We start from the raw sequence: 23,478 nt of genomic DNA, 5'->3' as shown, positions 1-23,478 counted from the left end.
GCACTGGACGATGCTTGCGCATCGCCAGATGCAATTCGACCTCTCCCCGCTGGGGAGAGGTAAAAAAGGCCGGCGTCTTTCATCCCTTCACGCCGCGCGCTTTGGCTTCTTCGCGGCCACCGGCGCCGGCGCGCAAGACAGCCGCTGTTGGTGGCTCTCGCCCCAGGCCTTCAGGATATCGATCACGGGCTTGAGGCTCTCGCCGAGCTCGGAGAGGCAATACTCCACGCGCGGCGGCACCTCGGCATAGACCTTGCGGATGACGAGCTTGTCCTCCTCCAGCGCGCGAAGCTGCTTGGTCAGCATGCGTTGGGTGATGCCGGGCATCCGGCGGCGCAGTTCGCCGAAGCGCTGGGTGCCGCTCTGGAGGTGATAGAGGATCACACCCTTCCATTTGCCGTCGATCAGGTCCAGCGTCGCCTCGACCGAACAGCCGGGGCGCCGGGCAAAATTGCGCCGTTTCATGCGTGTTTTCCAATAGTATCCAAACAGGGACTATATCCCCGAATATACAGTACTTGCCAAATCGGGGCCAGAGCGACAGTTAGGATGGCGGGCGAACAAAGCCATCTGATGGAGACAAGCCATGAAGGCCGTCGGCTACAAGAAATCGCTTCCGATCGAGGACGCGGATTCACTGATTGATTTCGAGACCGCAAAACCCGAGCCCGGAGGGCGCGACATCCGCGTCGCCGTGAAAGCGATCTCGGCCAATCCGGTCGATTACAAGGTGCGCAAGCGCGCCGCCCCGCCCGAGGGCGAGATGAAAATTCTCGGCTATGACGCGGCCGGCGTGGTCGATGCCGTCGGCCCTGACGTCACGCTGTTCAAGCCCGGCGACGAGGTGTTTTACGCAGGTTCCATCCTGCGCCAGGGCACCAACTCGGAGTACCATCTGGTCGACGAACGCATCGTCGGCAACAAGCCGAAGAGCCTGTCGTTCGCGCAAGCGGCCGCGCTTCCCCTCACCTCCATCACCGCCTGGGAACTGCTGTTCGACCGCCTCGGCGCGGTACCCGGCAAGAGCGTCGATCCACGCACGCTGCTGATCATCGGCGGCGCCGGCGGCGTCGGCTCGATCCTGATCCAGCTCGCGCGTCGTCTCACCGGGCTGACCGTGCTCGCGACCGCGACGCGGCCGGAGTCGCAAAAATGGTGCCTCGATCTCGGCGCGCATGCGGTGATCGACCACGGCCAGCCGATGAAGGAGCAGATCGAGAAACTTAGGCTGCCGCCGGTCGCGCTGGTCGCGAGCCTCACCTTCACCGACCAGCACTACAAGGCGATCGCGGAGTTCATGGCACCGCAGGGCAAGTTCGGCCTGATCGACGATCCGCCGGAATTCGCCATGAGCACATTCAAGGGCAAGGCCATCTCGGTGCACTGGGAATCGATGTTCACGCGCTCCTCGTTCCAGACGCCTGACATGATCGCGCAGCATCATCTGCTCAACGACGTCGCCGACCTCATCGACAAGGGCGTGTTGCGCACCACGCTCGACCAGACCTTTGGCACGATCAATGCGGCCAATCTCAAGCGCGCCCACGCGCTGCTCGAGAGCGGCAAGTCGCGTGGCAAGATCGTGCTGGAGGGGTGGTAGCAGCTACAACGTCGGTGCGTAGGGTGGGTTAGCCCTGCGACTGCGCGAAGCGCGGTTCGCAGGGCGTAACCCACCTCTTCTATCTCTGCGGAAACACACAGCGGTGGGTTACGCCTTCGGCTAACCCACCCTACGTTTCCCTCGCCCCCTCGACGAACAGCAGCCGCCGCTCCAGCGCAGTCTGCCGCAGCTTGAGTGCTTCGGCATATTCCGGCGAGGCATACCATTCCTTCAGCCTCGCCATCGAGGCGAATTCGACGATGACGATGGCCTTCGGCGGAAGATTGCCTTCGGCAAGCTCCGCCTTGCCGCCACGGACGAGATAGCGCCCGCCATATTGCGCGATCGTCTTCGCTGCGAGCGTACGATAGGCCTCGAATCCATCGGGATCGCGCAGCTCGACTTCGGAAATCACATAGGCCGTCATGCGCACCTCAAGCGATCGTATTGACGATGCCACCTTCCGCCCGCAGCGCCGCGCCGTTGGTCGCGGAAGATTCCTTCGACGCGACGTAAACCACCATGTTGGCGATCTCGTCCACGCTGGCGAAGCGCTGGATCAGCGAGCTCGGACGATGCTGCTTGACGAAATTGGCAGCGGCTTCGTCCACCGATTGGCCGTTTTGCTTCGCCAGATCCTTCACGAACGTCTCGACGCCTTCCGACATTGTCGGGCCCGGCAGCACGGAATTGACGGTGACGCCGGTGCCGCGGGTGAGCTGCGCGAGCCCGCGCGCAACCGAGAGCTGGGCCGTCTTGGTCATGCCGTAATGAATCATCTCGACGGGAATATTCAGCCCGGACTCGGAGGAGATGAAGACGATGCGGCCCCAGTTGCGCTTGAGCATGCCCTTCATGTACGCGCGCGACAGCCGCACGCCGCTCATTACGTTGACCTCGAAGAAGCGCGTCCAATCCTCGTCGGGGATGTCGAAAAAGTCCTTCGGCTCGAAGATGCCGGCATTGTTGATGAGGATGTCGATTTCGGGAAGCGCCGCCACGAGCGCCTTGCAGCCTTCCGCCGTCGAGACGTCGGCGGCGATGCCGCGGACCTTTGCGCCGGTCCCTTCCAGCTTGCGGACGGCCGCATCGACCTTGTCCTGGCCGCGACCGTTGATCACGACGCTGGCGCCCGAAGCGGCGAGGCCCTTGGCGATGGCGTGGCCGATGCCGGCGGTCGAGCCGGTCACCAGTGCAGTTTTTCCCGAAAGGTCGATGTTCATGTAGTATCTCCATCAGAACGACGACGGGGATATCGGACCTGGCGAATTGGGCCGCAATTGGCGCTCACCAATCAGTGACGATCACGAGCTGTTCCGGCAGCGATATGGCGCCTCGTATGCCCCTGTCGCAGCTGGAACGATTATTGCTAAGCCTGACCGAGCTCTTTTGCTCATGTGAACACGGAAGGACCTTGCGATGAAAAGAACGGCCCTCACTGTTGCGCTCGGGTTGCTGGGTCTGATCAGCGGCAATTCGCTCGCGCAGGCCCAAGCGGTCTATCCGGAAAAACCGTTGCAATTGATCGTCCCCTTCCCGCCCGGCGGCGCCTCCGACGTGGTCGCGCGCATCATCGGCGGCGAACTGGAGACGCGTCTCGGCAAGCCCGTGATCATCATGAACCGTCCCGGCGGCGGCACCACGATCGCGGCCAAGGAAGTCGCGCGCTCGGCGCCCGACGGATACACCCTGTTCTTCAGCTCGAATTCGAGCTTCACGCTGCCGGCGGCCGTGAAGGAAAGTGTGCCCTACGACGCGGCCAAGGATTTCGAGCCGCTCGGCCAGGTCGGCAAGATCACGCTGGCGCTGGTCACCTACAAGGACAACCCGGTCAAGGACGTGGCTGCGCTTGTCACTGAGGCAAAGGCCAATCCCGACAAGCTGTCGCTGGCGTCCTTCGGCGTCGCGACCGTCTCGCACTTCGCCGGCGAGCTGTTCAAATCGGCCGCCGGAATCAAGATGGTCCACCTGCCCTACAAGGGCAGTGCGCCGGCGATGAACGATCTTATCGGCAAGCACATCCAGTACCACGTCGACACAGTGATCGCCGTGAAACCGCAGATCGAGGCCGGCACCGTCAAGGTGCTCGCCGTGTTCTCGGCCAAGCGGACGCCTTTCCTGCCCGACGTGCCGACGCTCGCCGAGCTCGGCTATGGCAACATCGACTTCGCCTCATGGGGCGCCGTGGTCGCGCCCAAGGGCCTACCGCCGGCCGTTCGTGACAAGCTGACGTCGGCCCTGGAGGAGACGATCAACAATCCCTCCGTGGCCGCGCGCTTCGCCAAGGTCGGATTCGAGCCCGGCTTTGCGCGCCACAGCGATTGGGCGGGAGCCATCGGCAAGGAGACCGCTGAAATGAAGGAGATCGCGCAAAAGGCGGGTATCAAGGAGGAATAGTCCTCCCGACACGCCCTATTCCTCGAAACAAAAACGGCGCCCAGAAGGGCGCCGTTTTCAATCCGTATCTGCCGGGTGACTTACGCCGCCTCGGCTTCCTTCTCCTGCACCGGACCGGAATCCTGGCCCTTGGCATCGACGTCGCGGTCGACGAACTCGATCACGGCCATCGCCGCGTTGTCGCCGTAGCGGAAGCCGGCCTTGATGATGCGGGTGTAGCCGCCCTGGCGGTCCTTGTAGCGGGTCGCGAGCGTGTCGAAGAGCTTCTTGACCATGTCGACGTCGCGCAGCTCCGCGATCGCCTGGCGGCGCAGCGACAGGCCGCCCTTCTTGCCGAGGGTGACGAGCTTCTCGACGATCGGGCGAAGCTCTTTGGCCTTGGGCAGCGTGGTGACGATCTGCTCGTGCTTGATCAGCGCGGCCGCCATGTTGGCGAACATCGCCTTGCGATGCTCGGCCGTGCGGTTGAGCTTCCGATGAACCTTGCCGTGACGCATGTGTGTAGTCCTTACGTTAAAACTGCCGCGACGGTTCGTCGGACATGTTGCTCAGGTGGGCTGCCTGCGTTCGCCCTGCCGTCATTCCGGGGCAGCTCGCAGAGCTGAACCCGGAATCTCGAGGTTCCGAGTTCGATGCTCCGCATCGCCCCGGAACGACGAATTCTCAGTAGTGATCCTCGAAGCGCTTGGCGAGCTCGTCGATGTTCTCCGGCGGCCAGCCCGGCACTTCCATGCCGAGGTGCAGACCCATCTGGGCCAGCACTTCCTTGATCTCGTTCAGCGACTTGCGGCCGAAGTTCGGGGTGCGGAGCATTTCGGCTTCCGACTTCTGCACGAGATCGCCGATGTAGACGATATTGTCGTTCTTCAGGCAGTTGGCCGAACGCACCGACAGCTCGAGCTCGTCCACCTTCTTGAGGAAAGCCGGGTTGAAGGCGAGGTCCGGGATGATCTCCTGGGCGACTTCCTTGCGCGGCTCTTCGAAGTTCACGAACACGTTGAGCTGATCCTGCAGGATGCGCGCAGCGTAAGCCACCGAATCATCCGGCGAGATCGCGCCGTTGGTCTCGATCGTCATGGTCAGCTTGTCGTAGTCGAGGATCTGGCCCTCACGGGTGTTCTCGACTTTGTAGGAGACCTTGCGGACCGGCGAGTACAGGCTGTCGACCGGGATCAGGCCGATCGGCGCGTCCTCGGGGCGGTTGCGCTCGGCGGGCACGTAGCCCTTGCCAGTCGAGACCGTGAACTCCATGCGGATCTCCGCGCCCTCGTCGAGGGTGCAGATCTGCAGGTCCGGGTTGAGCACGGTGACGTCGCCGACGGTCTGGATGTCGCCGGCGGTGACGACGCCCGGGCCCTGCTTCTTCACGACCATGCGCTTCGGGCCTTCGCCCTGCATCTTGATCGAGATGTCCTTGATGTTGAGCACGATGTCGGTGACGTCCTCACGGACGCCCGCGATCGAGGAGAACTCGTGCAGCACGCCGTCGATATGCACCGACTGCACCGCCGCGCCCTGGAGCGAGGAGAGCAGGATGCGGCGCAGCGCATTGCCGAGGGTCTGGCCGAAGCCGCGCTCGAGCGGCTCGGCGACGATGGTCGCGAAACGCGAGGGATCGCTGCCGGGGGACACCTGCAGCTTGTTCGGCCGAATCAGTTCTTGCCAATTTTTCTGGATCGTCACTGTTTCACCCATACAGGCCAGTCAATTTGACAGTTCAAATACTGGCGTTGGAGAAAGGCCGCAGAGCATTCCCGCGGCTTCTTAGAAAAGTCGTCGCGGGCGCCGATGCGCCCGCAACCTCGTATCAAACGCGCCGACGCTTACGGGGACGGCAACCGTTGTGCGGGATCGTGGTCACGTCGCGGATCGAGGTGACGGTGAAGCCCGCGGCCTGGAGCGCGCGGAGCGCCGACTCACGGCCCGAACCCGGACCGGCGACCTCGACTTCCAGCGTGCGCATGCCGTGCTCCTGCGCCTTCTTCGAGACGTCTTCCGCGGCAACCTGCGCGGCGTACGGGGTCGACTTGCGCGAGCCCTTGAAGCCCATCGTACCGGCGGAGGACCAGGCAATCGTGTTGCCCTGCGCGTCGGTGATGGTGATGGTCGTGTTGTTGAACGACGAGTTCACGTGCGCGACGCCGGAGGCGATGTTCTTGCGCTCACGACGACGAACGCGGGTGGCTTCCTTGCCCATTGAGTACCTTTCCTGGAGATCTCAAACGCCGCCGTAATGCCAGCGGCTACACCTGTGGAACGAAAGGCGCGCGGCGAACGGGTCATCCCCTGTTCGCCGCACGCCGCGACTGAGTTCGAAAACTTACTTCTTCTTGCCGGCGATGGCCTTAGCCGGGCCCTTGCGCGTGCGCGCGTTGGTGTGGGTGCGCTGACCGCGCACCGGCAGACCGCGACGATGACGCAGGCCGCGATAGCAGCCAAGGTCCATCAGACGCTTGATGTTGATACCGACCTCACGGCGCAGATCGCCCTCGACGAGATAGTCGCGGTCGATCACTTCGCGGATCTGGAGCACTTCGGCGTCGCTGAGCTGATTGACGCGACGATCCACGGGGATCTTCACCTTCTCCAGGATCTCACCGGCGATCTTCTGACCGATGCCATGGATGTACTGGAGCGCGATCAGCACGCGCTTGTTGGTGGGAATGTTCACGCCGGCAATACGGGCCACGGCCTTCTCTCCTGTCGCCGACCCTCGTCAGGATCGGGCTTTAAGTGCTTGTGTTCTCGGGCAGGTGTTCACAAACGCGAACACGACGCCCACCCCCGGTCTTCCTGGGGCCCGGCATCGTCTGAAACTATCCGACTTGGATGCGGGGCTTATTAGGGGATTCCAGGGGCTTTCGTCAACCGCTGCTAGCGTTTCGCTCGCTTTTTCGTGACCTTTTTTGCGGCCTTTTTGGCACCCTTCTTGACAGCCTTCTTGGCGGTCCTTTTGGCCGCCTTCTTTGCCGTCTTCTTGGTCGCCTTCCTGGTGCCCTTCACGGCTTTCTTGGCGGCCTTTTTAGGGGATTTGGCAGCCTTTTTGGTCGTTTTCGCCGGTTTTACGGCCGCCTTCGCCTTCTTCCCCGCCTTGGCCTTCTTGGCCGGGGCCGCCTTGGCCGCACTTCTGGCATGGGTCTTGGGCGCGACCGCGCCGAGCGCCAGGAGCTGGCGGTGGATGGCGCGGGTGACCTCGTCGATGGCCATCATGCCGTCGATGGTCGAGAGCTTCCGCCGCTCGGAATAGTAGTGAATCAGCGGTTCCGTCTGGCTGCGGTAGCTAGCGAGACGCTTGGTCAGGACCTCGGGGGTGTCGTCGACCCGGACCTCCTCCCCGCGCTCGCGCATCTGGGCGACGCGGGTCTCGACGCGGTTGAGCAGCGCGCTTTCGTTGACACGCAGCTCGATCACCGCATCGAGCTTGAGATGCTTGTGCTTGAGCAACTCGTCCAGCGCCTCGGCCTGCGGCACTGTGCGCGGGAAACCGTCGAGGATGAAACCGTTCTTGGCGTCCGGCTGGTCGATTCGGTCGGAGATGATTCCGACCACGATCTCGTCCGGCACGAGGCCGCCGCTGGCCATGATCTCCTTGGCCTTCAGCCCGACCGGCGTTCCGGCCGCAACGGCCGCGCGCAGCATCTCGCCGGTCGAGAGCTGGACGATGCCATAGCGCTGCACCAAGAGCTGCGCCTGGGTCCCCTTGCCCGACCCCGGCGGTCCCAGAAGTATAATTCTCATCGGCGTACGCCCCCCGGATTGGTGAGCGATACGTCGCGCACCTGTGTTTGAAGATCAAGGACAGTGCAAACCATAATCGGCGCCGCACCGCCACCCATATCATAGGGGAGCGGATGGGCTGACGCCAAGAAGGGCTTTGAAATCTGTGATTGCGCAGCAGTGAGAGCAGCTCTACCGATGCGACCGAATGGCTGGCTGGTGCCGTGCAGGCGCCGCGCGTTGCTGGCACGGCGAATCGGCGGCGCAATCATCGCGCCGCCTTCAGGGGACGCCGCGCTTAGCGGCGGCGTCCGCGTAGTTTCGACTTGCGGATCAGGCCTTCGTACTGATGCGCCAGCAGATAGCCCTGCACCTGCGCCACCGTGTCCATGGTGACGCTGACGACGATCAGCAGCGAGGTGCCGCCGAAGTAGAACGGCACCGAGGCGTAGGAGATCAGGATCTCCGGGATCAAGCAGACGATCGCCAGATAAATCGCACCTAACACGGTGATGCGCGACAGCACGTAGTCGATGTATTCGGCGGTGCGCTCGCCGGGGCGAATGCCCGGAACGAAGCCGCCATGCTTCTTCAGATTGTCCGCGGTCTCGGTCGGGTTGAACACGATCGCGGTGTAGAAGAAGGCGAAGAACACGATCAGCGCCAGATACATGATCAGGAACAGCGGACGGCCGTGGCCGAGCTGGGTGGTGATCCACTGGAACCATTCCGGCCCGCTGCCCGCGTTGAAGTTCGCAACCGTGGTCGGCAGCAGCAGCAGCGAGGACGCGAAGATCGGCGGGATCACGCCCGAGGTGTTGAGCTTGAGCGGCAGATGCGAGGACTGGCCCTCGAACATCTTGTTGCCGACCTGGCGCTTCGGATACTGGATCAGCAGGCGGCGCTGCGCGCGCTCCATGAACACGATGAAGGCGATCACGGCGACTGCCATGATGATGACGACCAGGATCAGACCGGTCGACATCGCGCCCTGACGGCCGAGCTCGAGCATGTTGGCGAGCGCGGCGGGCAGCTCGGCGACGATGCCGGCGAGAATGATCAGCGAGATGCCGTTGCCGATGCCGCGCGATGTGATCTGCTCGCCCAGCCACATCAGGAACATAGTGCCGCCGGTCAGCGTGATCGCCGTCGACAGGCGGAAGAACATGCCGGGCTCGCTGACGACGTTGCCGGCGCCCTCGAGGCCCACCGCGATACCATAGGACTGGAACGCGGCCAGGATCACCGTGAGATAGCGGGTGTACTGGTTCAGAGTCTTGCGGCCGGCCTCACCCTCCTTCTTCAGCGCCTCGAGCTGCGGCGAGACGGTGGTCAGGAGCTGGATGATGATCGAGGCCGAGATGTACGGCATGATGTTCAGCGCGAAGATCGCCATGCGGTGGATGCCGCCGCCGGCGAACATGTTGAACATGCCGAGGATGCCGCCCGCCTGGGACCGGAACACCTGTTCCCAGATGTTGGGATCGATGCCGGGTAGCGGGATGTAGGTACCGAGCCGATAAACGAGCAGCGCACCCAGGGTGAACCAGATGCGCTTCTTCAGTTCGTCGGCCTTGGCAAACGCGCCGAAATTGAGATTGGCTGCCAGTTGTTCCGCTGCAGAGACCATCTTGGACTTTCTCCCGCCGCCTGTTGCGCCGTCATGCCCGCGGCCGGGCTACTTTAGCGGACGCCGGACATTATCTGGGGCTCGGCTTCGATAAGTCCATCGTCCCGCATGCGTAAAGGCCCGCGAGGCGCGGGCCAATGACGCAGTTGTTACGCCGCCTCGCCTTCTTCCTTGGCCGGGGCGAGGATCTTCACCGAACCGCCGGCCTTCTCGACCGCCGCGATCGCGGTCTTCGAGGCGCCGTGCACTTCAATGTTGAGCTTGGACTTGAGCTCGCCGCGGCCGAGCAGCCGCAGACCGCCCTTGGCGCGGCGCAGCACGCCGCCCTTCACCAGGGCCTCGACATTCACGACGCTGCCGGCGTCGATCTTCTTGGCATCGACCGCTTCCTGGAGCCGGTCGAGATTGATCTCGGCGAACTCGACGCGGAAGATGTTGTTGAAGCCGCGCTTGGGCAGACGGCGATGCATCGGCATCTGGCCGCCTTCGAAACCCTTGATGCGCACGCCCGAACGCGCGGTCTGGCCCTTGCCGCCGCGGCCGGACTGCTTGCCCTTGCCCGAACCGATGCCGCGGCCGACGCGCATACGCTTCTTGCGCGAGCCGGCGTTGTCGGCGATATCGCTGAGCTTCATCGCCCTTCTCCTTATGTCTTGCGCACGATCTTCACCGAAAACCGGGTGTCCGCTTTTCGGGATCCTGCGCCGTTTCTTACTTCTCGTCGACGATGCGGACGAGATGGTGAACCTTCTCGATCATGCCGCGGACCGCCGGGGTATCCGGCAGTTCGCTGGTGCGGCCGATCTTGTTGAGCTTGAGCCCGATCAGCGTCGAGCGCTGCGAGTGATGGCGGCGGATCGCGCTGCCCGTCTGCTCGAGCTTGATCGTCTTTGCGGCCTTGGCCATGGGAGTCTACTCCGAAAAGCTTCCGTTAGTCGGCAGCCGCCTCGGCGTCACCGCCGATACGACGGGACTGGAGGGTGGACACCTTGATGTTGCGGCGGGCAGCGACCGAGCGCGGCGAATCCTGATGCTTCAGCGCGTCGAACGTCGCGCGAACCATGTTGTACGGGTTCGACGAGCCGATCGACTTCGCCACCACGTCCTGGACGCCGAGCGTCTCGAACACGGCGCGCATCGGGCCGCCGGCGATGATGCCGGTACCGGCCGGGGCGGCACGCAGGTAGACACGGCCCGCGCCATGACGGCCGGCGATGTCGTGATGGAGCGTGCGGCCCTCGCGCAGCGACACGCGGGTCAGGTTGCGCTTGGCGGATTCGGTCGCCTTGCGGATCGCCTCTGGCACTTCGCGCGCCTTGCCGTGACCGAAGCCGGCGCGGCCCTTCTGATCGCCGATCACGACCAGCGCAGCGAATCCGAAGCGCTTGCCGCCCTTGACGACCTTGGCCACGCGGTTGATGTGGACGAGCTTGTCGACGAACTCGCTGTCGCGCTCCTCGCGCTCCCTGCGTTCACGTCCGCCGCCGCGTTGATCGCGTCCACCACGTTGTTCGCGTTCAGCTGCCATGGTTTTTCCAATCCTTCAGAGGCTTACGCCTCAATCCTCAAATTCTGTTAGAAGCTCAGCCCGCTCTCACGCGCGGCGTCGGCAAGAGCCTTGACGCGCCCGTGATAGAGATAGCTGCCGCGATCGAACACGACTTCCTTGACGCCCTTCTCGGCAGCGCGCTCGGCCAGCAGCTTGCCGACCGCCTTCGCCGCATCGATGTCGGCGCCGGTCTTGCCGCCGTCGCGCATCGACTTCTCGAGCGAGGAGGCAGAGGCCAGCGTCTCGCCCTTCAGGTCGTCGATGACCTGGGCGTAGATGTGCTTGGACGAGCGGAACACCGACAGGCGCGGACGGCCGCCACCGGAGCGGCGCAGCTTCAGCCGCACACTCCGCTTGCGCCGGGCATTCGTAACCTTGGCTTTCGACATGACCGGCTCCGTTACTTCTTCTTGCCTTCCTTGCGGAAGATGAATTCGCCAACATACTTCACGCCCTTGCCCTTATAAGGCTCCGGCGGGCGATAGGCGCGGATCTCGGCCGCAACCTGGCCGACGCGCTGGATGTCGCTGCCCGACACGGTGATTTCGGTGGGCTTCGGCACAGCGATCGTGATGCCTTCCGGGATCGGATAGATCACGTCGTGGCTGTAGCCGAGCGCGAGCTGGAGGTTCTTGCCCTGCATCGCAGCGCGATAACCGACGCCGGTGATCTCGAGCTTCTTCTCGAAGCCCTTGGTGACACCTTCGACCAGGTTCGCGACCTGGGCGCGAGCGGTGCCGTACAGGGCCCGCGCGCGGTTGGTCTCTCCCCGCGGCTTGACCTTGATCTGGCCGCTCTCGAGCTTCACCTCGACGTCGTCATGGACGACGAACTGAAGCTGGCCCTTCGGCCCCTTCATCTTGACGGTCTGCCCATCAACGGTCGCGGTAACACCCGACGGAACCGCCACAGGCCTTTTGCCAACACGTGACATGGATGAAAAATCCTTCTCAGAACACCGTGAAGAGGACTTCACCGCCCACATTCGCGTCGCGCGCGCTGTGGTCGGCCATGATCCCCTTCGGCGTCGACAACACCGAAATGCCGAGCCCGTTGTTGACCCGCGGCAGAGCCTTCACCGAGGCGTAGACTCTGCGCCCGGGCTTGGAAACACGTTCGATCTCGCGGATGACGGGCTCGCCGTCGAAATACTTCAGCTCGATCTCGATCTCGCTGCGGCCCGAGGGATGCTCGAGCGTGGCGTAACCGCGGATGTAACCCTCGGACTTCAGCACCTCGAGCACGTTCTCGCGCATCTTCGAGCCAGGCGTGGAGACCTTGGTCTTGGAGCGCATCTGCGCGTTGCGGATGCGGGTGATCAGATCGCTGATTGGATCGTGCGTAGACATCTAAACGACCCTCCTTACCAGCTCGACTTCACGAGGCCCGGGACCATGCCCTTGGAGCCAAGGTCGCGCAGCGCGATACGGGACAGCTTGTTCTTGCGATAGTTCGAGCGCGGGCGGCCCGACAGCTCGCAGCGCAGGCGGACGCGGGTCGCCGACGAGTTGCGCGGCATTTCCGCCAGCTTCAACGTCGCAGCGAAGCGCTCTTCCATCGGCAGCTTCTTGTCGGCGATGATCGCCTTCAACCGCTCGCGCTTGGCGGCGGCGTTCTTCACCATCCGCTTGCGCCGGTTGTTCTTCTCGACTGAACTCTTCTTTGCCATGCTTGGCTCCTGGGTATCCGCGTTTGAGAGGCTTTAGGTCAGCGTCTCACTGCCGGAACGGGAAATTGAAAGCGGTCAACAAGGCCCTCGCCTCTTCGTCGGTCTTGGCCGTGGTGCAGACGGTGATGTCCATACCGCGGGCTTCCGAGACCTTGTCGAAGTCGATCTCGGGGAAAATGATGTGCTCCTTGATGCCGAGCGAGTAGTTGCCGCGGCCGTCGAAGCTCTTCGGGTTCAGGCCGCGGAAGTCGCGGACGCGCGGCAGCGCGACCGTCACCAGGCGATCGATGAACTCGTACATCCGCGCCTTGCGCAGCGTGACCTTGCAACCGATCGGCTGGTTCTCACGCAGCTTGAAGGTCGCGATCGCAATGCGCGAATAGGTCACGATCGCCTTCTGGCCGGCGATCTGGGTCAATTCGGCAGCGGCGGTCTCGGCCTTCTTGCGGTCGTTGACGGAATCGCCAACGCCCATGTTCAGCACGACCTTGTCCAGACGCGGAACCTGCATGACGTTCTCGTAACCGAACTTCTCGGTCAGAGCCGTGCGGATCTTCGCATCATATTCCGCGCGCAGGCGCGGCGTGTAAGCGGCCTCAGCCATCGATCTCAGCTCCCGAGCTCTTGGCGATGCGGACCTTCTTGCCGTCCGCCAGAATCTTGAATCCGATGCGGGTCGGCTTTCCGTCCTTGCCGACATACGCGATGTTGGACAGTTGGATCGGCGCCTCTTTCGAGATGATGCCGCCCTCCTGGGCCTGCGTCTGCTTCTGGTGACGCTTGACCATGTTGATGCCGCGCACGAGCGCCGTGCCGGCGTCGGGGCGCACCTCGAACACCTCGCCGGTGCGGCCCTTGTCGCGACCGGTCAGCACGACGACCTTGTCGCCCTTGCGGATCTTCGCAGCCATCACAGCACCTCCGGCGCGAGCGAAATGATCTTCATGTGGTTCTTGGCGCGCAGTTCACGCGGCACGGGCCCGAAGATGCGGGTGCCGACCGGCTCGGCCTGGTTGTTGATCAGGACGGCGGCGTTGCGGTCGAAGCGGATGACCGAACCGTCGGCGCGGCGGATGTCCTTGCGGACGCGCACCACGACGGCCTTCATCACGTCGCCCTTCTTCACCTTGCCACGCGGGATAGCTTCCTTGATCGAGACGACGATGATGTCGCCGATCGTGGCGTAGCGGCGCTTGGAGCCTCCGAGCACCTTGATACACATGACACGGCGTGCGCCAGAATTGTCGGCCACGTCGAGGTTGGTCTGCATCTGAATCATTGATGCACCTCGTCCTCTTTCTCTTTGCGCCAGCCCAGCCGGCGCTCAACATTTCCCTGAAGTCAGTCGGCTAAAGCCAACAGATCAGGCGCTTTTCTTGTGCTCGCCCCGGATCACGACCCAGCGCTTCAACTTCGAAATCGGCTTCGATTCCTCGATCCACACCACGTCGCCCGGCTTGAACTGATTGCTCTCGTCGTGCGCGTGATAATTCTTCGAACGGCGGATCGTCTTCTTGTAGATCGGGTGCGTGAAACGGCGATCGACGCGCACCACGATGGTCTTGGCTTGCTTGTCGCTGACGACCACGCCCTGCAAAGTACGTTTCGGCATCTTCGTAAGCCTCTTACTTCTTCTTGGCGCGCGTCTGCGCGGCGACGGTCTTGATCCGGGCGATGTCACGGCGGGCCTCGCGCAGGCGCGAGGTGTTCTCGAGCTGCCCGGTGGCGCGCTGGAAGCGCAGGTTGAAGCGCTCCTTCTTCAGGTTCAGGATGGCGTCATCCTGCTGGTCGGGGCTCATCGCGCGGATGTCTTCGATCTTCATCTGGGCCATGGCCATTACTCCGCAATGCGCTCGACGAAGCGCGTCTTGATCGGCAGCTTGGCCGCCGCCAGGGTCAGCGCCTCACGCGCGGTCTGGGTGTTGACGCCGTCGATCTCGAACAGCACCCGGCCCGGCTTGACGCGCGCGACCCACAGTTCCGGCGAACCCTTGCCGGAGCCCATGCGGACTTCGGCCGGCTTCTTCGACACCGGAACGTCGGGGAACACGCGGATCCAGACGCGGCCGGCGCGCTTCATGTGGCGGGTCAGCGCGCGGCGGGCGGCTTCGATCTGGCGCGCGGTGACGCGCTCAGGTTCGGTCGCCTTCAGGCCGAACTGGCCGAACGCCAACGTCGCGCCCGAAGACGCAACGCCGTGGATGCGGCCTTTATGCGCCTTCCGGAACTTCGTTTTCTTAGGTTGCATCATGGCTTTAAGCCCTCAAATTCCTATGCTGGATCAGGCTGCAGCCGCATCGCGGCGCTGACGGCCACCACGATCACCACTGCCGCCCGTCTCGCCTTCGGCCATTCTCTTGTCCTGGGCCATCGGATCGTGCTCGAGGATCTCGCCCTTGAAGATCCAGACCTTGACGCCGCAGGTGCCGAAGGTCGTGAACGCGGTCGCAACGCCGTAGTCGATGTCGGCGCGCAGCGTGTGCAGCGGCACGCGACCTTCGCGGTACCACTCCATGCGCGCGATTTCCGCACCGCCGAGGCGTCCCGAGCAGTTGATGCGGATGCCTTCCGCGCCGAGACGCATCGCCGACTGCACGGCGCGCTTCATGGCACGGCGGAACGCGACGCGGCGCTCGAGCTGCTGCGCGATCGACTCGGCCACCAGCGTCGCATCGAGCTCAGGCTTCCTGATCTCGACGATGTTGATGACGACGTCGGACGAGGTGATGTCCGCGACCTTCTTGCGCAGCTTGTCGATGTCGGCGCCCTTCTTGCCGATCACCACGCCCGGACGGGCCGAGTGGATCGTGACGCGGCACTTCTTGTGCGGACGCTCGATCACGATGCGGGCGACGGCGGCCTGCTTGAGCTCCTTGTGCAGGATCTCGCGGATCTTGACGTCCTCGTGCAGCAGCTTGCCGTATTCCTGCTTGCCGGCGAACCAGCGGGAATCCCAGGTCCGGTTGATGCCGAGACGCAGACCGATCGGATTGATCTTTTGACCCATCGTGTTCTCCTGCGCCCTTAAGCGGCTGCTTCGGCTTCGACCTGACGAACGATGATCGTCAGCTGCGAAAATGGTTTGTAGACACGGCCCGAGCGGCCACGGCCGCGGGCGGCGAAGCGCTTCATCACGAGGCCGTTGCCGACGAAGGCCTGCGCCACGACGAGATCGTCGACGTCGAGGTCGTGGTTGTTCTCGGCATTGGCGATAGCCGATTCCAGGCACTTCTTCACGTCGACCGCGATCCGCTTGCGCGAAAACTGCAGGTCGGCGAGCGCGGCAGACGCCTTCCGGCCGCGAATGAGCTGGGCGACCAGATTGAGCTTCTGCGGGCTCACCCGCAGCATCCGGGCGACCGCCTTGGCCTCGTTGTCGGCGAGGCTCCGTTCGCGCTTAGGTTTGCTCATCGTTTAATCCTCAAGCCTTCTTGGCTTTCTTGTCGCCGGAGTGGCCATGGAAGGTCCGGGTCGGCGAGAACTCGCCGAACTTGTGACCGACCATTTCCTCGTTGACGGCCACCGGCACGTGCTTCTGACCGTTGTAGACGCCGAAGGTCAGGCCGACGAACTGTGGCAGGATCGTCGAGCGACGGCTCCAGATCTTGATGACGTCGTGACGGCCGGACGCGCGCGCGGCATCTGCCTTCTTGAGCAGAGAACCCTCGACGAACGGGCCTTTCCAGACTGAACGAACCATGTCCGGCGTTCCTTACTTCTTCCGCTTGTGGCGGCTTAGGAGAATGAATTTGTTGGTCGACTTGTTGGTGCGGGTCTTCTTGCCCTTGGTCGGCTTGCCCCACGGAGTGACCGGGTGGCGACCGCCCGAGGTACGACCTTCACCACCGCCGTGCGGATGGTCGATCGGGTTCATCGAAACGCCGCGGTTGTGCGGCTTGCGGCCCAACCATCGGTTGCGGCCGGCCTTGCCGATCGAGGTGTTCATGTGATCTGGGTTCGACACCGCGCCGATCGTGCCGCGGCAACGGCCGTGGACCAGACGCTGCTCGCCCGAATTCAGGCGGATGATCACATAGTCCTGGTCGCGACCGACGAGCTGGGCATAGGTGCCCGCGGAACGGGCGAGCTGGCCGCCCTTCCCGATCTTGACCTCGATGTTGTGGATGATCGTACCGACCGGCATGTTGCCGAGCGGCATGACGTTGCCCGGCTTCACGTCGACATAGTTGCCAGCAACGACGGAATCACCGACGGCCAGGCGCTGCGGCGCCAGGATATAGGCCTGGGTGCCGTCCTCATACTTGACCAGCGCGATGAACGCGGTGCGGTTCGGATCGTATTCGAGACGCTCGACCGTCGCGGGAGCATCGACCTTGTCGCGCTTGAAGTCGACGGTGCGGAGGGTCTTCTTGTGACCGCCGCCGCGAAAGCGCACGGTGATGCGACCGGTGTTGTTGCGACCGCCCGAGGAGTGCTTGCCTTCGGTGAGCGCCTTGACCGGCTTGCCCTTGTAGAGGGCTGAACGATCGACCATGACCAGCTGGCGCTGGCCCGGCGTCGTGGGATTGAATGTCTTCAGTGCCATCGTCGTAGGACCTTACAGACCAGTGGTCACGTCGATCCGGTGACCCTCTTCGAGAGTCACGATCGCGCGCTTGGAGTTCGACTGCGAGCCGAGATTGCCGCGGAAGACCTTGGTCTTGCCCTTGCGGACCAGCGTGTTGACGCTCTTGACCTTGACGTCGAACAGCTTCTCGATCGCTTCCTTGATCTGCGGCTTGGTCGCCTTCGCGGCCACCTTGAACAGCACCTTGTTGTGCTCCGAGGCGATCGTCGCCTTTTCGGTCACGACCGGCGACAGGATCACGTCGTAGTGGCGAGGCTCGATGTTCTTCGTCATTTGAAGCGCGCCTCCAGCGCATCGATGGCGGCCTTGGTCAGAACGAGCTTCTGACGGCGCAGGATGTCATAGACGTTGATGCCCTGGATCGGCAGCACGTCCATGTTCGGGATGTTGCGGGCCGCAGCGGCGAAGCCGTTGTTGAGCTCGGCGCCGTCGATGATCAGCGCATTGGTCAAGCCCAGACCCGAGAAGTGACCGAGCAGCGCCTTGGTCTTGGCGGCTTCCAGCGCGGCCTTCTCGATCACGACGAGATCGCCGTCCTTGGCCTTGGCCGAGAGCGCATGCTTCAGGGCGAGCGCGCGGACCTTCTTCGGCAGGTCGGTGGCGTGCGAACGCACCACCGGACCGAAGGCACGGCCGCCGCCACGGAACTGCGGCACGCGGGCCGAGCCGTGACGAGCACCGCCGGTGCCCTTCTGCTTGTACATCTTCTTGCCGGTGCGCCAGATCTCGGCGCGGCCCTTGGCCTTGTGTGTACCGGCCTGGCGCTTGTTGAGCTGCCACTGCACGCAGCGCGCGATGATGTCCTCGCGCGGCTCGAGACCGAAAATGGCGTCGGAGAGCTGGACGGAGCCCGCTTCCTTACCTTCGAGGGTGGTGACCTTCAGTTCCATCTCACGCCTCCTGCGCAGCCGGAGCGGCGTCCGCTTCGCCAGCAACCTTGAACTTGCCGGGCTTCGGAGCATCCTTCGGCAGCGGCTTCTTGACGGCGTCACGCACGCGGATCCAGCCGCCCTTGGAGCCCGGAACAGCGCCTTCGACGAGGATCAGACCGCGCTCGACATCGAGCTGGACGACCCGAAGATTGAGCGTGGTGATGCGGTCGACCCCCATGTGGCCGGGCATCTTCTTGTTCTTCCAGGTCTTGCCGGGGTCCTGACGGCCACCGGTCGAACCGATCGAACGGTGCGAGACCGACACGCCGTGCGTGGCGCGCAGACCGCCGAAGTTCCAGCGCTTCATACCGCCGGCAAAGCCCTTACCGACCGAGGTCCCGGTGACGTCGACGAACTGGCCGACGACGAAGTGATCGGCCTGGATCTCGGCGCCGACCGGGATCATGGCATCCGCGGTGACGCGGAATTCCTCGACCCGGCGCTTCGGCTCGACCTTGGCGACGGCGAACTGGCCGCGCTCGGCCTTGGGCATGTAAACGGTCTTGCGGCTGCCAGAACCGAGCTGGAGCGCGACGTAACCGTTCTTCTCTTCGGTGCGGTGGCCTACGACCTGGCAATTGCCGAGCTTCAGCACGGTCACGGGGATATGTTCGCCGGCCTCCGTGAAGACCCGCGTCATCCCGACCTTTTGTGCGATCACTCCGGAGCGCATCGGCTTGCTTCCTGTTCTTTCTGTCCTTGCGGACTAGCTAATCTTCGTTGTGAGCAAGACCCGGTCCGAAAACCGTTGCCCACTTTTCGGGGTCTTGCTCAGAGCTTGATCTCGACGTCGACACCGGCGGCCAGATCGAGCTTCATCAAAGCATCGACGGTCTGCGGGGTCGGATCGACGATGTCGAGCAGGCGCTTGTGAGTGCGCATCTCGAACTGTTCGCGGCTCTTCTTGTCGACGTGGGGCGAACGGTTGACGGTGAACTTCTCGATGCGGGTGGGCAGCGGAATGGGTCCGCGGACCTGCGCGCCGGTGCGCTTCGCCGTGTTCACGATCTCACGGGTCGACGTATCAAGGATACGATGGTCGAACGCCTTGAGACGGATACGAATGTTTTGGCCGTTCATTGCCGTGCTTTCTTTAGTGAGTGGCGAGTAGCGAGTAGCGAATAGAAATCCCTATTCGCCACTCACCATTCCCTATCCGCTTGTTACTCGATGATCGAGGCGACGACGCCGGCGCCGACGGTGCGGCCGCCTTCGCGGATCGCGAAGCGGAGCTTCTCTTCCATCGCGATCGGCACGATCAGGTGCACTTCCATCGCGATGTTGTCGCCCGGCATCACCATCTCGGTGCCTTCCGGCAGGTGCACGACACCGGTCACGTCGGTGGTGCGGAAGTAGAACTGCGGACGGTAGTTGGTGAAGAACGGGGTGTGGCGACCGCCCTCTTCCTTGGTGAGGATGTAGGCCTCGGCCTTGAACTTGGTGTGCGGCTTGACCGAACCGGGCTTGGCCAGGACCTGGCCGCGCTCGACGTCCTCACGCTTGGTGCCGCGGAGCAGTGCGCCGATGTTGTCGCCGGCCTGGCCCTGATCGAGCAGCTTGCGGAACATTTCGACGCCGGTGACGGTGGTCTTCTGGGTCGCACGCAGACCGACGATCTCGATTTCCTCGCCGACCTTGACGACGCCGCGCTCGACACGGCCGGTCACGACGGTGCCGCGGCCCGAGATCGAGAATACGTCTTCAACCGGCATCAGGAACGGCTGGTCGATCGGACGCTCCGGCTGCGGGATGTACTCGTCGACGTTGCGCATCAGCTCGAGGATGGCGTCGTGGCCGAGCTTCTTGTCGGAATCTTCGAGAGCAGCGAGCGCCGAACCCTTGATGATCGGGATCTTGTCGCCGGGGAATTCGTACTTCGAGAGCAGCTCGCGGACTTCGAGCTCGACGAGCTCGAGCAGCTCCGGATCGTCGACCATGTCGCACTTGTTGAGGAACACGACGAGCGCGGGCACGCCGACCTGGCGGGCGAGCAGGATGTGCTCGCGGGTCTGCGGCATCGGGCCGTCAGCGGCCGACACGACCAGGATCGCACCGTCCATCTGGGCGGCGCCGGTGATCATGTTCTTGACGTAGTCGGCGTGGCCGGGGCAGTCGACGTGGGCGTAGTGGCGGTTCTTGGTCTCGTACTCGACGTGCGCGGTCGAGATGGTGATGCCGCGCGCCTTCTCTTCCGGCGCCTTGTCGATCTGATCGTACGCGGTGAACGTCGCGCCGCCGGTCTCGGCGAGGATCTTGGTGATCGCCGCGGTCAGCGACGTCTTGCCATGGTCGACGTGACCGATGGTGCCGATGTTGCAGTGCGGCTTGGTACGTTCAAACTTTGCTTTGGCCATTTGACTCTCCGTTCAATCGTCAGCTTGAGACCGACGACAATCAGGCAAACTTCTTCTGGACTTCTGCCGACACGTTGGCCGGCGCTTCTGCGTAGTGATCGAACTGCATGGTGAAGGTCGCGCGACCCTGGCTCATCGAGCGCAGATTGTTCACGTAACCGAACATGTTCATGAGCGGCACCATCGCGTTGATGACGTTGGCGTTGCCGCGCATGTCCTGCCCCTGGATCTGACCGCGCCGGGAGTTCAGGTCACCGATGACCGAGCCGGTGTAGTCTTCCGGGGTCACCACTTCGACCTTCATGATCGGCTCGAGCAGGACGGACTTGCCCATCTGGAGCGCTTCGCGGAAGCAGGCGCGCGAGGCGATTTCGAAGGCGAGCGCCGACGAGTCGACGTCGTGATACTTGCCGTCAACGAGCTGCACCTTGACGTCGACCACGGGGAAGCCCGCGACCACGCCAGACGACAGCACGCTCTCCAGGCCCTTCTCGACGCCGGGGATGTATTCCTTCGGCACCGCGCCGCCGACGATCTTCGATTCGAACTCGTAGCCCTTGCCGGGCTCGTTCGGCTCGACGATGAACGACACCGCCGCGAACTGGCCGGTACCGCCGGTCTGCTTCTTGTGGGTGTAGCTGTGCTCCACCCGCTTGGTGACGCGCTCACGGAAGGCCACCTGCGGCGCGCCGATGTTGGCGTCGACCTTGTAGGTGCGCTTGAGGATGTCGACCTTGATGTCGAGATGGAGTTCGCCCATGCCCTTGAGGATGGTCTGGCCAGACTCGTGGTCGGTCGACACACGGAAGGACGGATCCTCCGCGGCGAGCTTGGCCAGCGCCACGCCCAGCTTCTCCTGGTCGGCCTTGGACTTCGGCTCGATCGCGATCTCGATGACCGGCTCGGGGAATTCCATCTTCTCCAGGATCACCTGCTTGTCGGGATCGCACAGCGTGTCACCGGTGCGCGCTTCCTTCAGACCTGCCAGCGCGACGATGTCGCCGGCATAGGCTTCCTTGATGTCCTCGCGGTTGTTCGCATGCATCAACAGCATGCGCCCGATCCGCTCCTTCTTCTCGCGGGTCGAGTTCACGACGCCGGTGCCGCTCTGCAGAATGCCGGAGTAGATGCGGCAGAAGGTGATGGTGCCGACGAACGGGTCGTCCATGATCTTGAACGCGAGCAGCGCCAGCGGCTCCTTGTCGTCCGCCTTGCGCACGACTTCGTTGCCCTTGTCGTCGGTACCCTTGATCGCGGGCACGTCGAGCGGCGACGGCAGATAGTCGACGACGGCGTCGAGCAGCGGCTGCACGCCCTTGTTCTTGAAGGCCGAACCGCACAGCACGGGATAGAACGCGCCGGTCAGCACCGCCTTGCGGATCAGGCGCTTCAGGGTCGCCTCGTCCGGCTCCTTGCCGTCGAGATAGGCGGCCATGGCGTCGTCATCGAGCTCGACGGCGGCTTCCACCATCTTCTCGCGGTATTCCTTGGCCTGGTCGACGAGGTCTTCCGGAATGTCGACATAGTCGAACTTCGCGCCGAGCGCTTCATCGTTCCAGACGACGCCCTTCATCTTCACGAGGTCGACGAGACCCTTGAAGTTGTTCTCGGCACCGATCGGAAGCTGGATCGCGACGGGCTTGGCGCCCAGACGGTCAACGATGTCGGACAGGCACTTGAAGAAGTCCGCACCGATCTTGTCCATCTTGTTGGCGAAGACGATGCGCGGAACCTTGTACTTGTCACCCTGGCGCCAGACGGTCTCGGTCTGGGGCTCGACGCCCTGGTTGGAGTCGAGCACGCAGACGGCGCCGTCGAGCACGCGCAGCGAACGCTCGACTTCGATGGTGAAGTCGACGTGGCCGGGAGTGTCGATGATGTTCAGGCGCTTGCCGGCCCAGAAGGCGGTGGTCGCAGCCGAGGTGATCGTGATGCCACGCTCCTGCTCCTGCTCCATCCAGTCCATCGTCGCGGCACCTTCGTGCACTTCGCCGATCTTGTGGCTCTTGCCGGTGTAGTAGAGGATGCGCTCGGTCGTCGTCGTCTTGCCGGCGTCGATATGCGCCATGATACCGAAGTTACGGTAGTCCTCGATGGCATGTTGGCGGGGCATGGGGTGTTCCTTGCGAGTCCGTTTGTTTCGCCGTTACCAGCGATAGTGCGAGAAGGCGCGGTTGGCTTCCGCCATCCGGTGCACGTCTTCACGCTTCTTGACGGCGTTCCCACGGTTGTTCGACGCATCCAGCAGCTCAGCCGAGAGTCGCTCGGTCATGGTCTTCTCGTTGCGCTCGCGCGCGGCCGAGATCAGCCAGCGGATGCCCAGCGCCTGACGGCGGGTCGAGCGAACTTCGACCGGCACCTGGTAGGTCGCGCCGCCGACGCGGCGGGAGCGAACCTCGATCGTCGGCATGACGTTCTCGAGCGCCTGCTCGAACACGCCGAGCGGGTTCTGCTTGGTCTTGGTTTCGATGATACCGAACGCACCGTAGACGATGCCTTCGGCGACCGACTTCTTGCCGGCGTACATCACCGAGTTCATGAACTTCGTGACGATGATGTTCCCGAACTTCGGATCGGGAAGAACTTCGCGCTTTTCCGCTGAGTGGCGACGAGACATTGAGCTGGTTCCCGCTTACTTCGGACGCTTCGCGCCGTACTTCGAACGACGCTGCTTACGGTTCTTGACGCCCTGGGTATCCAGAACGCCGCGGAGAATGTGGTAGCGCACGCCGGGCAAGTCCTTGACGCGGCCGCCGCGGATCATGACCACCGAGTGCTCCTGGAGGTTATGACCCTCGCCGGGGATGTAGCCGATCACCTCGAAGCCGTTGGTCAGGCGCACCTTGGCGACCTTACGAAGCGCCGAGTTCGGCTTCTTCGGGGTCGTGGTGTAGACGCGGGTGCAAACACCACGCTTCTGCGGCGACTGCTGCAGCGCCGGCACCTTCTTGCGCGACTTCTGCACTTCCCGCGGTTGAGCGATCAGCTGGTTGATCGTCGGCATCCTGGCCTTACCCTTTTGTTCTGCGGCCCCTTCCGGGC

Annotated in this window: 36 protein-coding genes; 2 read left to right on the top strand and 34 right to left on the bottom strand. The window is 63.4% G+C overall.

The window, feature by feature from the left end:
- Nucleotides 1-87: 87 nt before the first annotated feature.
- Nucleotides 88-465, bottom strand: coding sequence for a winged helix-turn-helix transcriptional regulator (locus CWO91_RS02345; RefSeq protein WP_130212067.1), 378 nt, complete (start codon nt 463-465; stop codon nt 88-90).
- 121 nt (nt 466-586) lie between these two features.
- On the opposite strand from CWO91_RS02345, the gene CWO91_RS02340 reads away from it, so the two are divergent.
- Complete coding sequence (locus CWO91_RS02340) at nt 587-1,600, top strand: zinc-binding alcohol dehydrogenase family protein (protein WP_130212066.1); 1,014 nt, start codon at nt 587-589, stop codon at nt 1,598-1,600.
- A gap of 130 nt (nt 1,601-1,730) precedes the next feature.
- Here CWO91_RS02340 and CWO91_RS02335 read toward each other — a convergent pair whose 3' ends face one another.
- Together CWO91_RS02335 and CWO91_RS02330 are read right to left on the bottom strand one after the other, a co-directional pair.
- Nucleotides 1,731-2,027, bottom strand: a complete 297-nt coding sequence (locus tag CWO91_RS02335; RefSeq protein WP_130212065.1) for a DUF1330 domain-containing protein — start codon at nt 2,025-2,027, stop codon at nt 1,731-1,733.
- Nucleotides 2,028-2,034: 7 nt separating this feature from the next.
- Entirely contained in the window at nt 2,035-2,823 is a 789-nt protein-coding gene (locus CWO91_RS02330; RefSeq protein WP_130212064.1) for an SDR family NAD(P)-dependent oxidoreductase, read from the bottom strand.
- Between the two features lie 196 nt (nt 2,824-3,019).
- Between CWO91_RS02330 and CWO91_RS02325 the strand changes: the two genes are divergently transcribed.
- Nucleotides 3,020-3,997, top strand: a complete 978-nt coding sequence (locus tag CWO91_RS02325) for a Bug family tripartite tricarboxylate transporter substrate binding protein (protein ID WP_130212063.1) — start codon at nt 3,020-3,022, stop codon at nt 3,995-3,997.
- An 80-nt stretch (nt 3,998-4,077) separates the two neighbouring features.
- Here the strand turns inward: CWO91_RS02325 and rplQ are convergent, their stop codons facing one another.
- The 31 genes from rplQ to rpsL all read right to left on the bottom strand — a co-directional run bounded on the left by rplQ (nt 4,078) and on the right by rpsL (nt 23,440).
- On the bottom strand, nt 4,078-4,494 hold the full coding sequence (gene rplQ / locus CWO91_RS02320) for a 50S ribosomal protein L17 (protein ID WP_080137232.1): 417 nt from the start codon (nt 4,492-4,494) through the stop codon (nt 4,078-4,080).
- Between the two features lie 166 nt (nt 4,495-4,660).
- Nucleotides 4,661-5,692, bottom strand: coding sequence for a DNA-directed RNA polymerase subunit alpha (locus tag CWO91_RS02315; RefSeq protein WP_091894736.1), 1,032 nt, complete (start codon nt 5,690-5,692; stop codon nt 4,661-4,663).
- 112 nt (nt 5,693-5,804) lie between these two features.
- Nucleotides 5,805-6,194, bottom strand: coding sequence for a 30S ribosomal protein S11 (rpsK, locus tag CWO91_RS02310; RefSeq protein WP_007603045.1), 390 nt, complete (start codon nt 6,192-6,194; stop codon nt 5,805-5,807).
- Between the two features lie 123 nt (nt 6,195-6,317).
- The gene (rpsM, locus tag CWO91_RS02305; protein WP_008549231.1) at nt 6,318-6,686 is read right to left on the bottom strand and encodes a 30S ribosomal protein S13; all 369 of its coding nucleotides are present in this window, start codon (nt 6,684-6,686) and stop codon (nt 6,318-6,320) included.
- Between the two features lie 185 nt (nt 6,687-6,871).
- Nucleotides 6,872-7,735, bottom strand: a complete 864-nt coding sequence (locus CWO91_RS02300; RefSeq protein WP_130212062.1) for an adenylate kinase — start codon at nt 7,733-7,735, stop codon at nt 6,872-6,874.
- 277 nt (nt 7,736-8,012) lie between these two features.
- Nucleotides 8,013-9,344, bottom strand: a complete 1,332-nt coding sequence (gene secY / locus CWO91_RS02290) for a preprotein translocase subunit SecY (RefSeq protein ID WP_130212060.1) — start codon at nt 9,342-9,344, stop codon at nt 8,013-8,015.
- Nucleotides 9,345-9,493: 149 nt separating this feature from the next.
- Entirely contained in the window at nt 9,494-9,979 is a 486-nt protein-coding gene (rplO, locus tag CWO91_RS02285; protein WP_074116733.1) for a 50S ribosomal protein L15, read from the bottom strand.
- A 76-nt stretch (nt 9,980-10,055) separates the two neighbouring features.
- Nucleotides 10,056-10,250 (bottom strand): 50S ribosomal protein L30, encoded by a 195-nt coding sequence (rpmD, locus tag CWO91_RS02280; protein ID WP_011088137.1) that lies wholly within the window; start codon nt 10,248-10,250, stop codon nt 10,056-10,058.
- Between the two features lie 25 nt (nt 10,251-10,275).
- The gene (gene rpsE / locus CWO91_RS02275; protein ID WP_014494507.1) at nt 10,276-10,872 is read right to left on the bottom strand and encodes a 30S ribosomal protein S5; all 597 of its coding nucleotides are present in this window, start codon (nt 10,870-10,872) and stop codon (nt 10,276-10,278) included.
- A gap of 47 nt (nt 10,873-10,919) precedes the next feature.
- Nucleotides 10,920-11,282 (bottom strand): 50S ribosomal protein L18, encoded by a 363-nt coding sequence (gene rplR / locus CWO91_RS02270; protein WP_007603036.1) that lies wholly within the window; start codon nt 11,280-11,282, stop codon nt 10,920-10,922.
- Nucleotides 11,283-11,293: 11 nt separating this feature from the next.
- Nucleotides 11,294-11,827, bottom strand: a complete 534-nt coding sequence (gene rplF, locus CWO91_RS02265; protein WP_130212059.1) for a 50S ribosomal protein L6 — start codon at nt 11,825-11,827, stop codon at nt 11,294-11,296.
- Nucleotides 11,828-11,843: 16 nt separating this feature from the next.
- The gene (gene rpsH / locus CWO91_RS02260; protein ID WP_008549240.1) at nt 11,844-12,242 is read right to left on the bottom strand and encodes a 30S ribosomal protein S8; all 399 of its coding nucleotides are present in this window, start codon (nt 12,240-12,242) and stop codon (nt 11,844-11,846) included.
- 14 nt (nt 12,243-12,256) lie between these two features.
- Complete coding sequence (rpsN, locus tag CWO91_RS02255; protein WP_130212058.1) at nt 12,257-12,562, bottom strand: 30S ribosomal protein S14; 306 nt, start codon at nt 12,560-12,562, stop codon at nt 12,257-12,259.
- Between the two features lie 46 nt (nt 12,563-12,608).
- Nucleotides 12,609-13,166, bottom strand: coding sequence for a 50S ribosomal protein L5 (gene rplE / locus CWO91_RS02250; RefSeq protein ID WP_091894746.1), 558 nt, complete (start codon nt 13,164-13,166; stop codon nt 12,609-12,611).
- Nucleotides 13,159-13,473 (bottom strand): 50S ribosomal protein L24, encoded by a 315-nt coding sequence (rplX, locus tag CWO91_RS02245; RefSeq protein ID WP_024342453.1) that lies wholly within the window; start codon nt 13,471-13,473, stop codon nt 13,159-13,161. The genes rplE and rplX overlap by 8 nt, the downstream gene beginning before the upstream one ends.
- Entirely contained in the window at nt 13,473-13,841 is a 369-nt protein-coding gene (rplN, locus tag CWO91_RS02240) for a 50S ribosomal protein L14 (protein WP_008549246.1), read from the bottom strand. The genes rplX and rplN overlap by 1 nt, the downstream gene beginning before the upstream one ends.
- Before the next feature lie 84 nt (nt 13,842-13,925).
- On the bottom strand, nt 13,926-14,174 hold the full coding sequence (gene rpsQ, locus CWO91_RS02235; protein WP_008549247.1) for a 30S ribosomal protein S17: 249 nt from the start codon (nt 14,172-14,174) through the stop codon (nt 13,926-13,928).
- Between the two features lie 13 nt (nt 14,175-14,187).
- Nucleotides 14,188-14,394, bottom strand: coding sequence for a 50S ribosomal protein L29 (rpmC, locus tag CWO91_RS02230; protein WP_011088144.1), 207 nt, complete (start codon nt 14,392-14,394; stop codon nt 14,188-14,190).
- 5 nt (nt 14,395-14,399) lie between these two features.
- Nucleotides 14,400-14,813 carry a 50S ribosomal protein L16 gene (gene rplP / locus CWO91_RS02225; protein WP_008136349.1) on the bottom strand — a complete coding sequence of 138 codons (414 nt, stop codon included), beginning with the start codon at nt 14,811-14,813 and terminating at the stop codon, nt 14,400-14,402.
- A 30-nt stretch (nt 14,814-14,843) separates the two neighbouring features.
- On the bottom strand, nt 14,844-15,569 hold the full coding sequence (rpsC, locus tag CWO91_RS02220) for a 30S ribosomal protein S3 (protein WP_130212057.1): 726 nt from the start codon (nt 15,567-15,569) through the stop codon (nt 14,844-14,846).
- 17 nt (nt 15,570-15,586) lie between these two features.
- Complete coding sequence (rplV, locus tag CWO91_RS02215; RefSeq protein ID WP_008549264.1) at nt 15,587-15,973, bottom strand: 50S ribosomal protein L22; 387 nt, start codon at nt 15,971-15,973, stop codon at nt 15,587-15,589.
- Between the two features lie 10 nt (nt 15,974-15,983).
- Nucleotides 15,984-16,262 (bottom strand): 30S ribosomal protein S19, encoded by a 279-nt coding sequence (gene rpsS / locus CWO91_RS02210; RefSeq protein ID WP_008136357.1) that lies wholly within the window; start codon nt 16,260-16,262, stop codon nt 15,984-15,986.
- Between the two features lie 12 nt (nt 16,263-16,274).
- Complete coding sequence (gene rplB, locus CWO91_RS02205; RefSeq protein WP_130212056.1) at nt 16,275-17,108, bottom strand: 50S ribosomal protein L2; 834 nt, start codon at nt 17,106-17,108, stop codon at nt 16,275-16,277.
- Nucleotides 17,109-17,120: 12 nt separating this feature from the next.
- Nucleotides 17,121-17,423, bottom strand: coding sequence for a 50S ribosomal protein L23 (locus CWO91_RS02200; protein ID WP_008136362.1), 303 nt, complete (start codon nt 17,421-17,423; stop codon nt 17,121-17,123).
- A complete protein-coding gene (gene rplD, locus CWO91_RS02195; RefSeq protein WP_018647243.1) occupies nt 17,420-18,040 on the bottom strand; it encodes a 50S ribosomal protein L4 in 621 nt (206 codons plus the stop codon). Before rplD ends, CWO91_RS02200 begins: the two co-directional genes overlap by 4 nt.
- A 1-nt stretch (nt 18,041) precedes the next feature.
- Nucleotides 18,042-18,755, bottom strand: coding sequence for a 50S ribosomal protein L3 (gene rplC, locus CWO91_RS02190; protein WP_130212055.1), 714 nt, complete (start codon nt 18,753-18,755; stop codon nt 18,042-18,044).
- A gap of 98 nt (nt 18,756-18,853) precedes the next feature.
- Nucleotides 18,854-19,162 carry a 30S ribosomal protein S10 gene (rpsJ, locus tag CWO91_RS02185; protein ID WP_002712302.1) on the bottom strand — a complete coding sequence of 103 codons (309 nt, stop codon included), beginning with the start codon at nt 19,160-19,162 and terminating at the stop codon, nt 18,854-18,856.
- A gap of 83 nt (nt 19,163-19,245) precedes the next feature.
- A complete protein-coding gene (gene tuf / locus CWO91_RS02180) occupies nt 19,246-20,436 on the bottom strand; it encodes an elongation factor Tu (protein ID WP_100234749.1) in 1,191 nt (396 codons plus the stop codon).
- 40 nt (nt 20,437-20,476) lie between these two features.
- Nucleotides 20,477-22,549, bottom strand: coding sequence for an elongation factor G (gene fusA, locus CWO91_RS02175; protein ID WP_130212054.1), 2,073 nt, complete (start codon nt 22,547-22,549; stop codon nt 20,477-20,479).
- A gap of 33 nt (nt 22,550-22,582) precedes the next feature.
- On the bottom strand, nt 22,583-23,053 hold the full coding sequence (gene rpsG, locus CWO91_RS02170) for a 30S ribosomal protein S7 (RefSeq protein ID WP_027520967.1): 471 nt from the start codon (nt 23,051-23,053) through the stop codon (nt 22,583-22,585).
- A 15-nt stretch (nt 23,054-23,068) separates the two neighbouring features.
- Nucleotides 23,069-23,440, bottom strand: a complete 372-nt coding sequence (rpsL, locus tag CWO91_RS02165) for a 30S ribosomal protein S12 (RefSeq protein WP_007603006.1) — start codon at nt 23,438-23,440, stop codon at nt 23,069-23,071.
- Between the last annotated feature and the right edge of the window lie 38 nt (nt 23,441-23,478).

Origin of the sequence: Bradyrhizobium genosp. SA-3, from assembly GCF_004212635.1 — a bacterium.
Lineage (GTDB): Bacteria > Pseudomonadota > Alphaproteobacteria > Rhizobiales > Xanthobacteraceae > Bradyrhizobium.
This window is presented reverse-complemented; position numbering and strand designations above follow the sequence as displayed.

Excerpts from the sequence above, each read along its gene's own strand:
- CWO91_RS02345 (WP_130212067.1), bottom strand. The coding sequence starts at position 465 with ATGAAACGGCGCAATTTTGCCCGGCGCCCCGGCTGTTCGGTCGAGGCG.
- CWO91_RS02340 (WP_130212066.1), top strand. The coding sequence starts at position 587 with ATGAAGGCCGTCGGCTACAAGAAATCGCTTCCGATCGAGGACGCGGAT.
- CWO91_RS02335 (WP_130212065.1), bottom strand. The coding sequence starts at position 2,027 with ATGACGGCCTATGTGATTTCCGAAGTCGAGCTGCGCGATCCCGATGGA.
- CWO91_RS02330 (WP_130212064.1), bottom strand. The coding sequence starts at position 2,823 with ATGAACATCGACCTTTCGGGAAAAACTGCACTGGTGACCGGCTCGACC.
- CWO91_RS02325 (WP_130212063.1), top strand. The coding sequence starts at position 3,020 with ATGAAAAGAACGGCCCTCACTGTTGCGCTCGGGTTGCTGGGTCTGATC.
- rplQ (WP_080137232.1), bottom strand. The coding sequence starts at position 4,494 with ATGCGTCACGGCAAGGTTCATCGGAAGCTCAACCGCACGGCCGAGCAT.
- CWO91_RS02315 (WP_091894736.1), bottom strand. The coding sequence starts at position 5,692 with ATGGGTGAAACAGTGACGATCCAGAAAAATTGGCAAGAACTGATTCGG.
- rpsK (WP_007603045.1), bottom strand. The coding sequence starts at position 6,194 with ATGGGCAAGGAAGCCACCCGCGTTCGTCGTCGTGAGCGCAAGAACATC.
- CWO91_RS02300 (WP_130212062.1), bottom strand. The coding sequence starts at position 7,735 with ATGAGAATTATACTTCTGGGACCGCCGGGGTCGGGCAAGGGGACCCAG.
- secY (WP_130212060.1), bottom strand. The coding sequence starts at position 9,344 with ATGGTCTCTGCAGCGGAACAACTGGCAGCCAATCTCAATTTCGGCGCG.
- rplO (WP_074116733.1), bottom strand. The coding sequence starts at position 9,979 with ATGAAGCTCAGCGATATCGCCGACAACGCCGGCTCGCGCAAGAAGCGT.
- rpmD (WP_011088137.1), bottom strand. The coding sequence starts at position 10,250 with ATGGCCAAGGCCGCAAAGACGATCAAGCTCGAGCAGACGGGCAGCGCG.
- rpsE (WP_014494507.1), bottom strand. The coding sequence starts at position 10,872 with ATGGCAGCTGAACGCGAACAACGTGGTGGACGCGATCAACGCGGCGGC.
- rplR (WP_007603036.1), bottom strand. The coding sequence starts at position 11,282 with ATGTCGAAAGCCAAGGTTACGAATGCCCGGCGCAAGCGGAGTGTGCGG.
- rplF (WP_130212059.1), bottom strand. The coding sequence starts at position 11,827 with ATGTCACGTGTTGGCAAAAGGCCTGTGGCGGTTCCGTCGGGTGTTACC.
- rpsH (WP_008549240.1), bottom strand. The coding sequence starts at position 12,242 with ATGTCTACGCACGATCCAATCAGCGATCTGATCACCCGCATCCGCAAC.
- rpsN (WP_130212058.1), bottom strand. The coding sequence starts at position 12,562 with ATGGCAAAGAAGAGTTCAGTCGAGAAGAACAACCGGCGCAAGCGGATG.
- rplE (WP_091894746.1), bottom strand. The coding sequence starts at position 13,166 with ATGGCTGAGGCCGCTTACACGCCGCGCCTGCGCGCGGAATATGATGCG.
- rplX (WP_024342453.1), bottom strand. The coding sequence starts at position 13,473 with ATGGCTGCGAAGATCCGCAAGGGCGACAAGGTCGTCGTGCTGACCGGT.
- rplN (WP_008549246.1), bottom strand. The coding sequence starts at position 13,841 with ATGATTCAGATGCAGACCAACCTCGACGTGGCCGACAATTCTGGCGCA.
- rpsQ (WP_008549247.1), bottom strand. The coding sequence starts at position 14,174 with ATGCCGAAACGTACTTTGCAGGGCGTGGTCGTCAGCGACAAGCAAGCC.
- rpmC (WP_011088144.1), bottom strand. The coding sequence starts at position 14,394 with ATGGCCCAGATGAAGATCGAAGACATCCGCGCGATGAGCCCCGACCAG.
- rplP (WP_008136349.1), bottom strand. The coding sequence starts at position 14,813 with ATGATGCAACCTAAGAAAACGAAGTTCCGGAAGGCGCATAAAGGCCGC.
- rpsC (WP_130212057.1), bottom strand. The coding sequence starts at position 15,569 with ATGGGTCAAAAGATCAATCCGATCGGTCTGCGTCTCGGCATCAACCGG.
- rplV (WP_008549264.1), bottom strand. The coding sequence starts at position 15,973 with ATGAGCAAACCTAAGCGCGAACGGAGCCTCGCCGACAACGAGGCCAAG.
- rpsS (WP_008136357.1), bottom strand. The coding sequence starts at position 16,262 with ATGGTTCGTTCAGTCTGGAAAGGCCCGTTCGTCGAGGGTTCTCTGCTC.
- rplB (WP_130212056.1), bottom strand. The coding sequence starts at position 17,108 with ATGGCACTGAAGACATTCAATCCCACGACGCCGGGCCAGCGCCAGCTG.
- CWO91_RS02200 (WP_008136362.1), bottom strand. The coding sequence starts at position 17,423 with ATGACGAAGAACATCGAGCCTCGCCACTACGACGTGATCCTGTCGCCG.
- rplD (WP_018647243.1), bottom strand. The coding sequence starts at position 18,040 with ATGGAACTGAAGGTCACCACCCTCGAAGGTAAGGAAGCGGGCTCCGTC.
- rplC (WP_130212055.1), bottom strand. The coding sequence starts at position 18,755 with ATGCGCTCCGGAGTGATCGCACAAAAGGTCGGGATGACGCGGGTCTTC.
- rpsJ (WP_002712302.1), bottom strand. The coding sequence starts at position 19,162 with ATGAACGGCCAAAACATTCGTATCCGTCTCAAGGCGTTCGACCATCGT.
- tuf (WP_100234749.1), bottom strand. The coding sequence starts at position 20,436 with ATGGCCAAAGCAAAGTTTGAACGTACCAAGCCGCACTGCAACATCGGC.
- fusA (WP_130212054.1), bottom strand. The coding sequence starts at position 22,549 with ATGCCCCGCCAACATGCCATCGAGGACTACCGTAACTTCGGTATCATG.
- rpsG (WP_027520967.1), bottom strand. The coding sequence starts at position 23,053 with ATGTCTCGTCGCCACTCAGCGGAAAAGCGCGAAGTTCTTCCCGATCCG.
- rpsL (WP_007603006.1), bottom strand. The coding sequence starts at position 23,440 with ATGCCGACGATCAACCAGCTGATCGCTCAACCGCGGGAAGTGCAGAAG.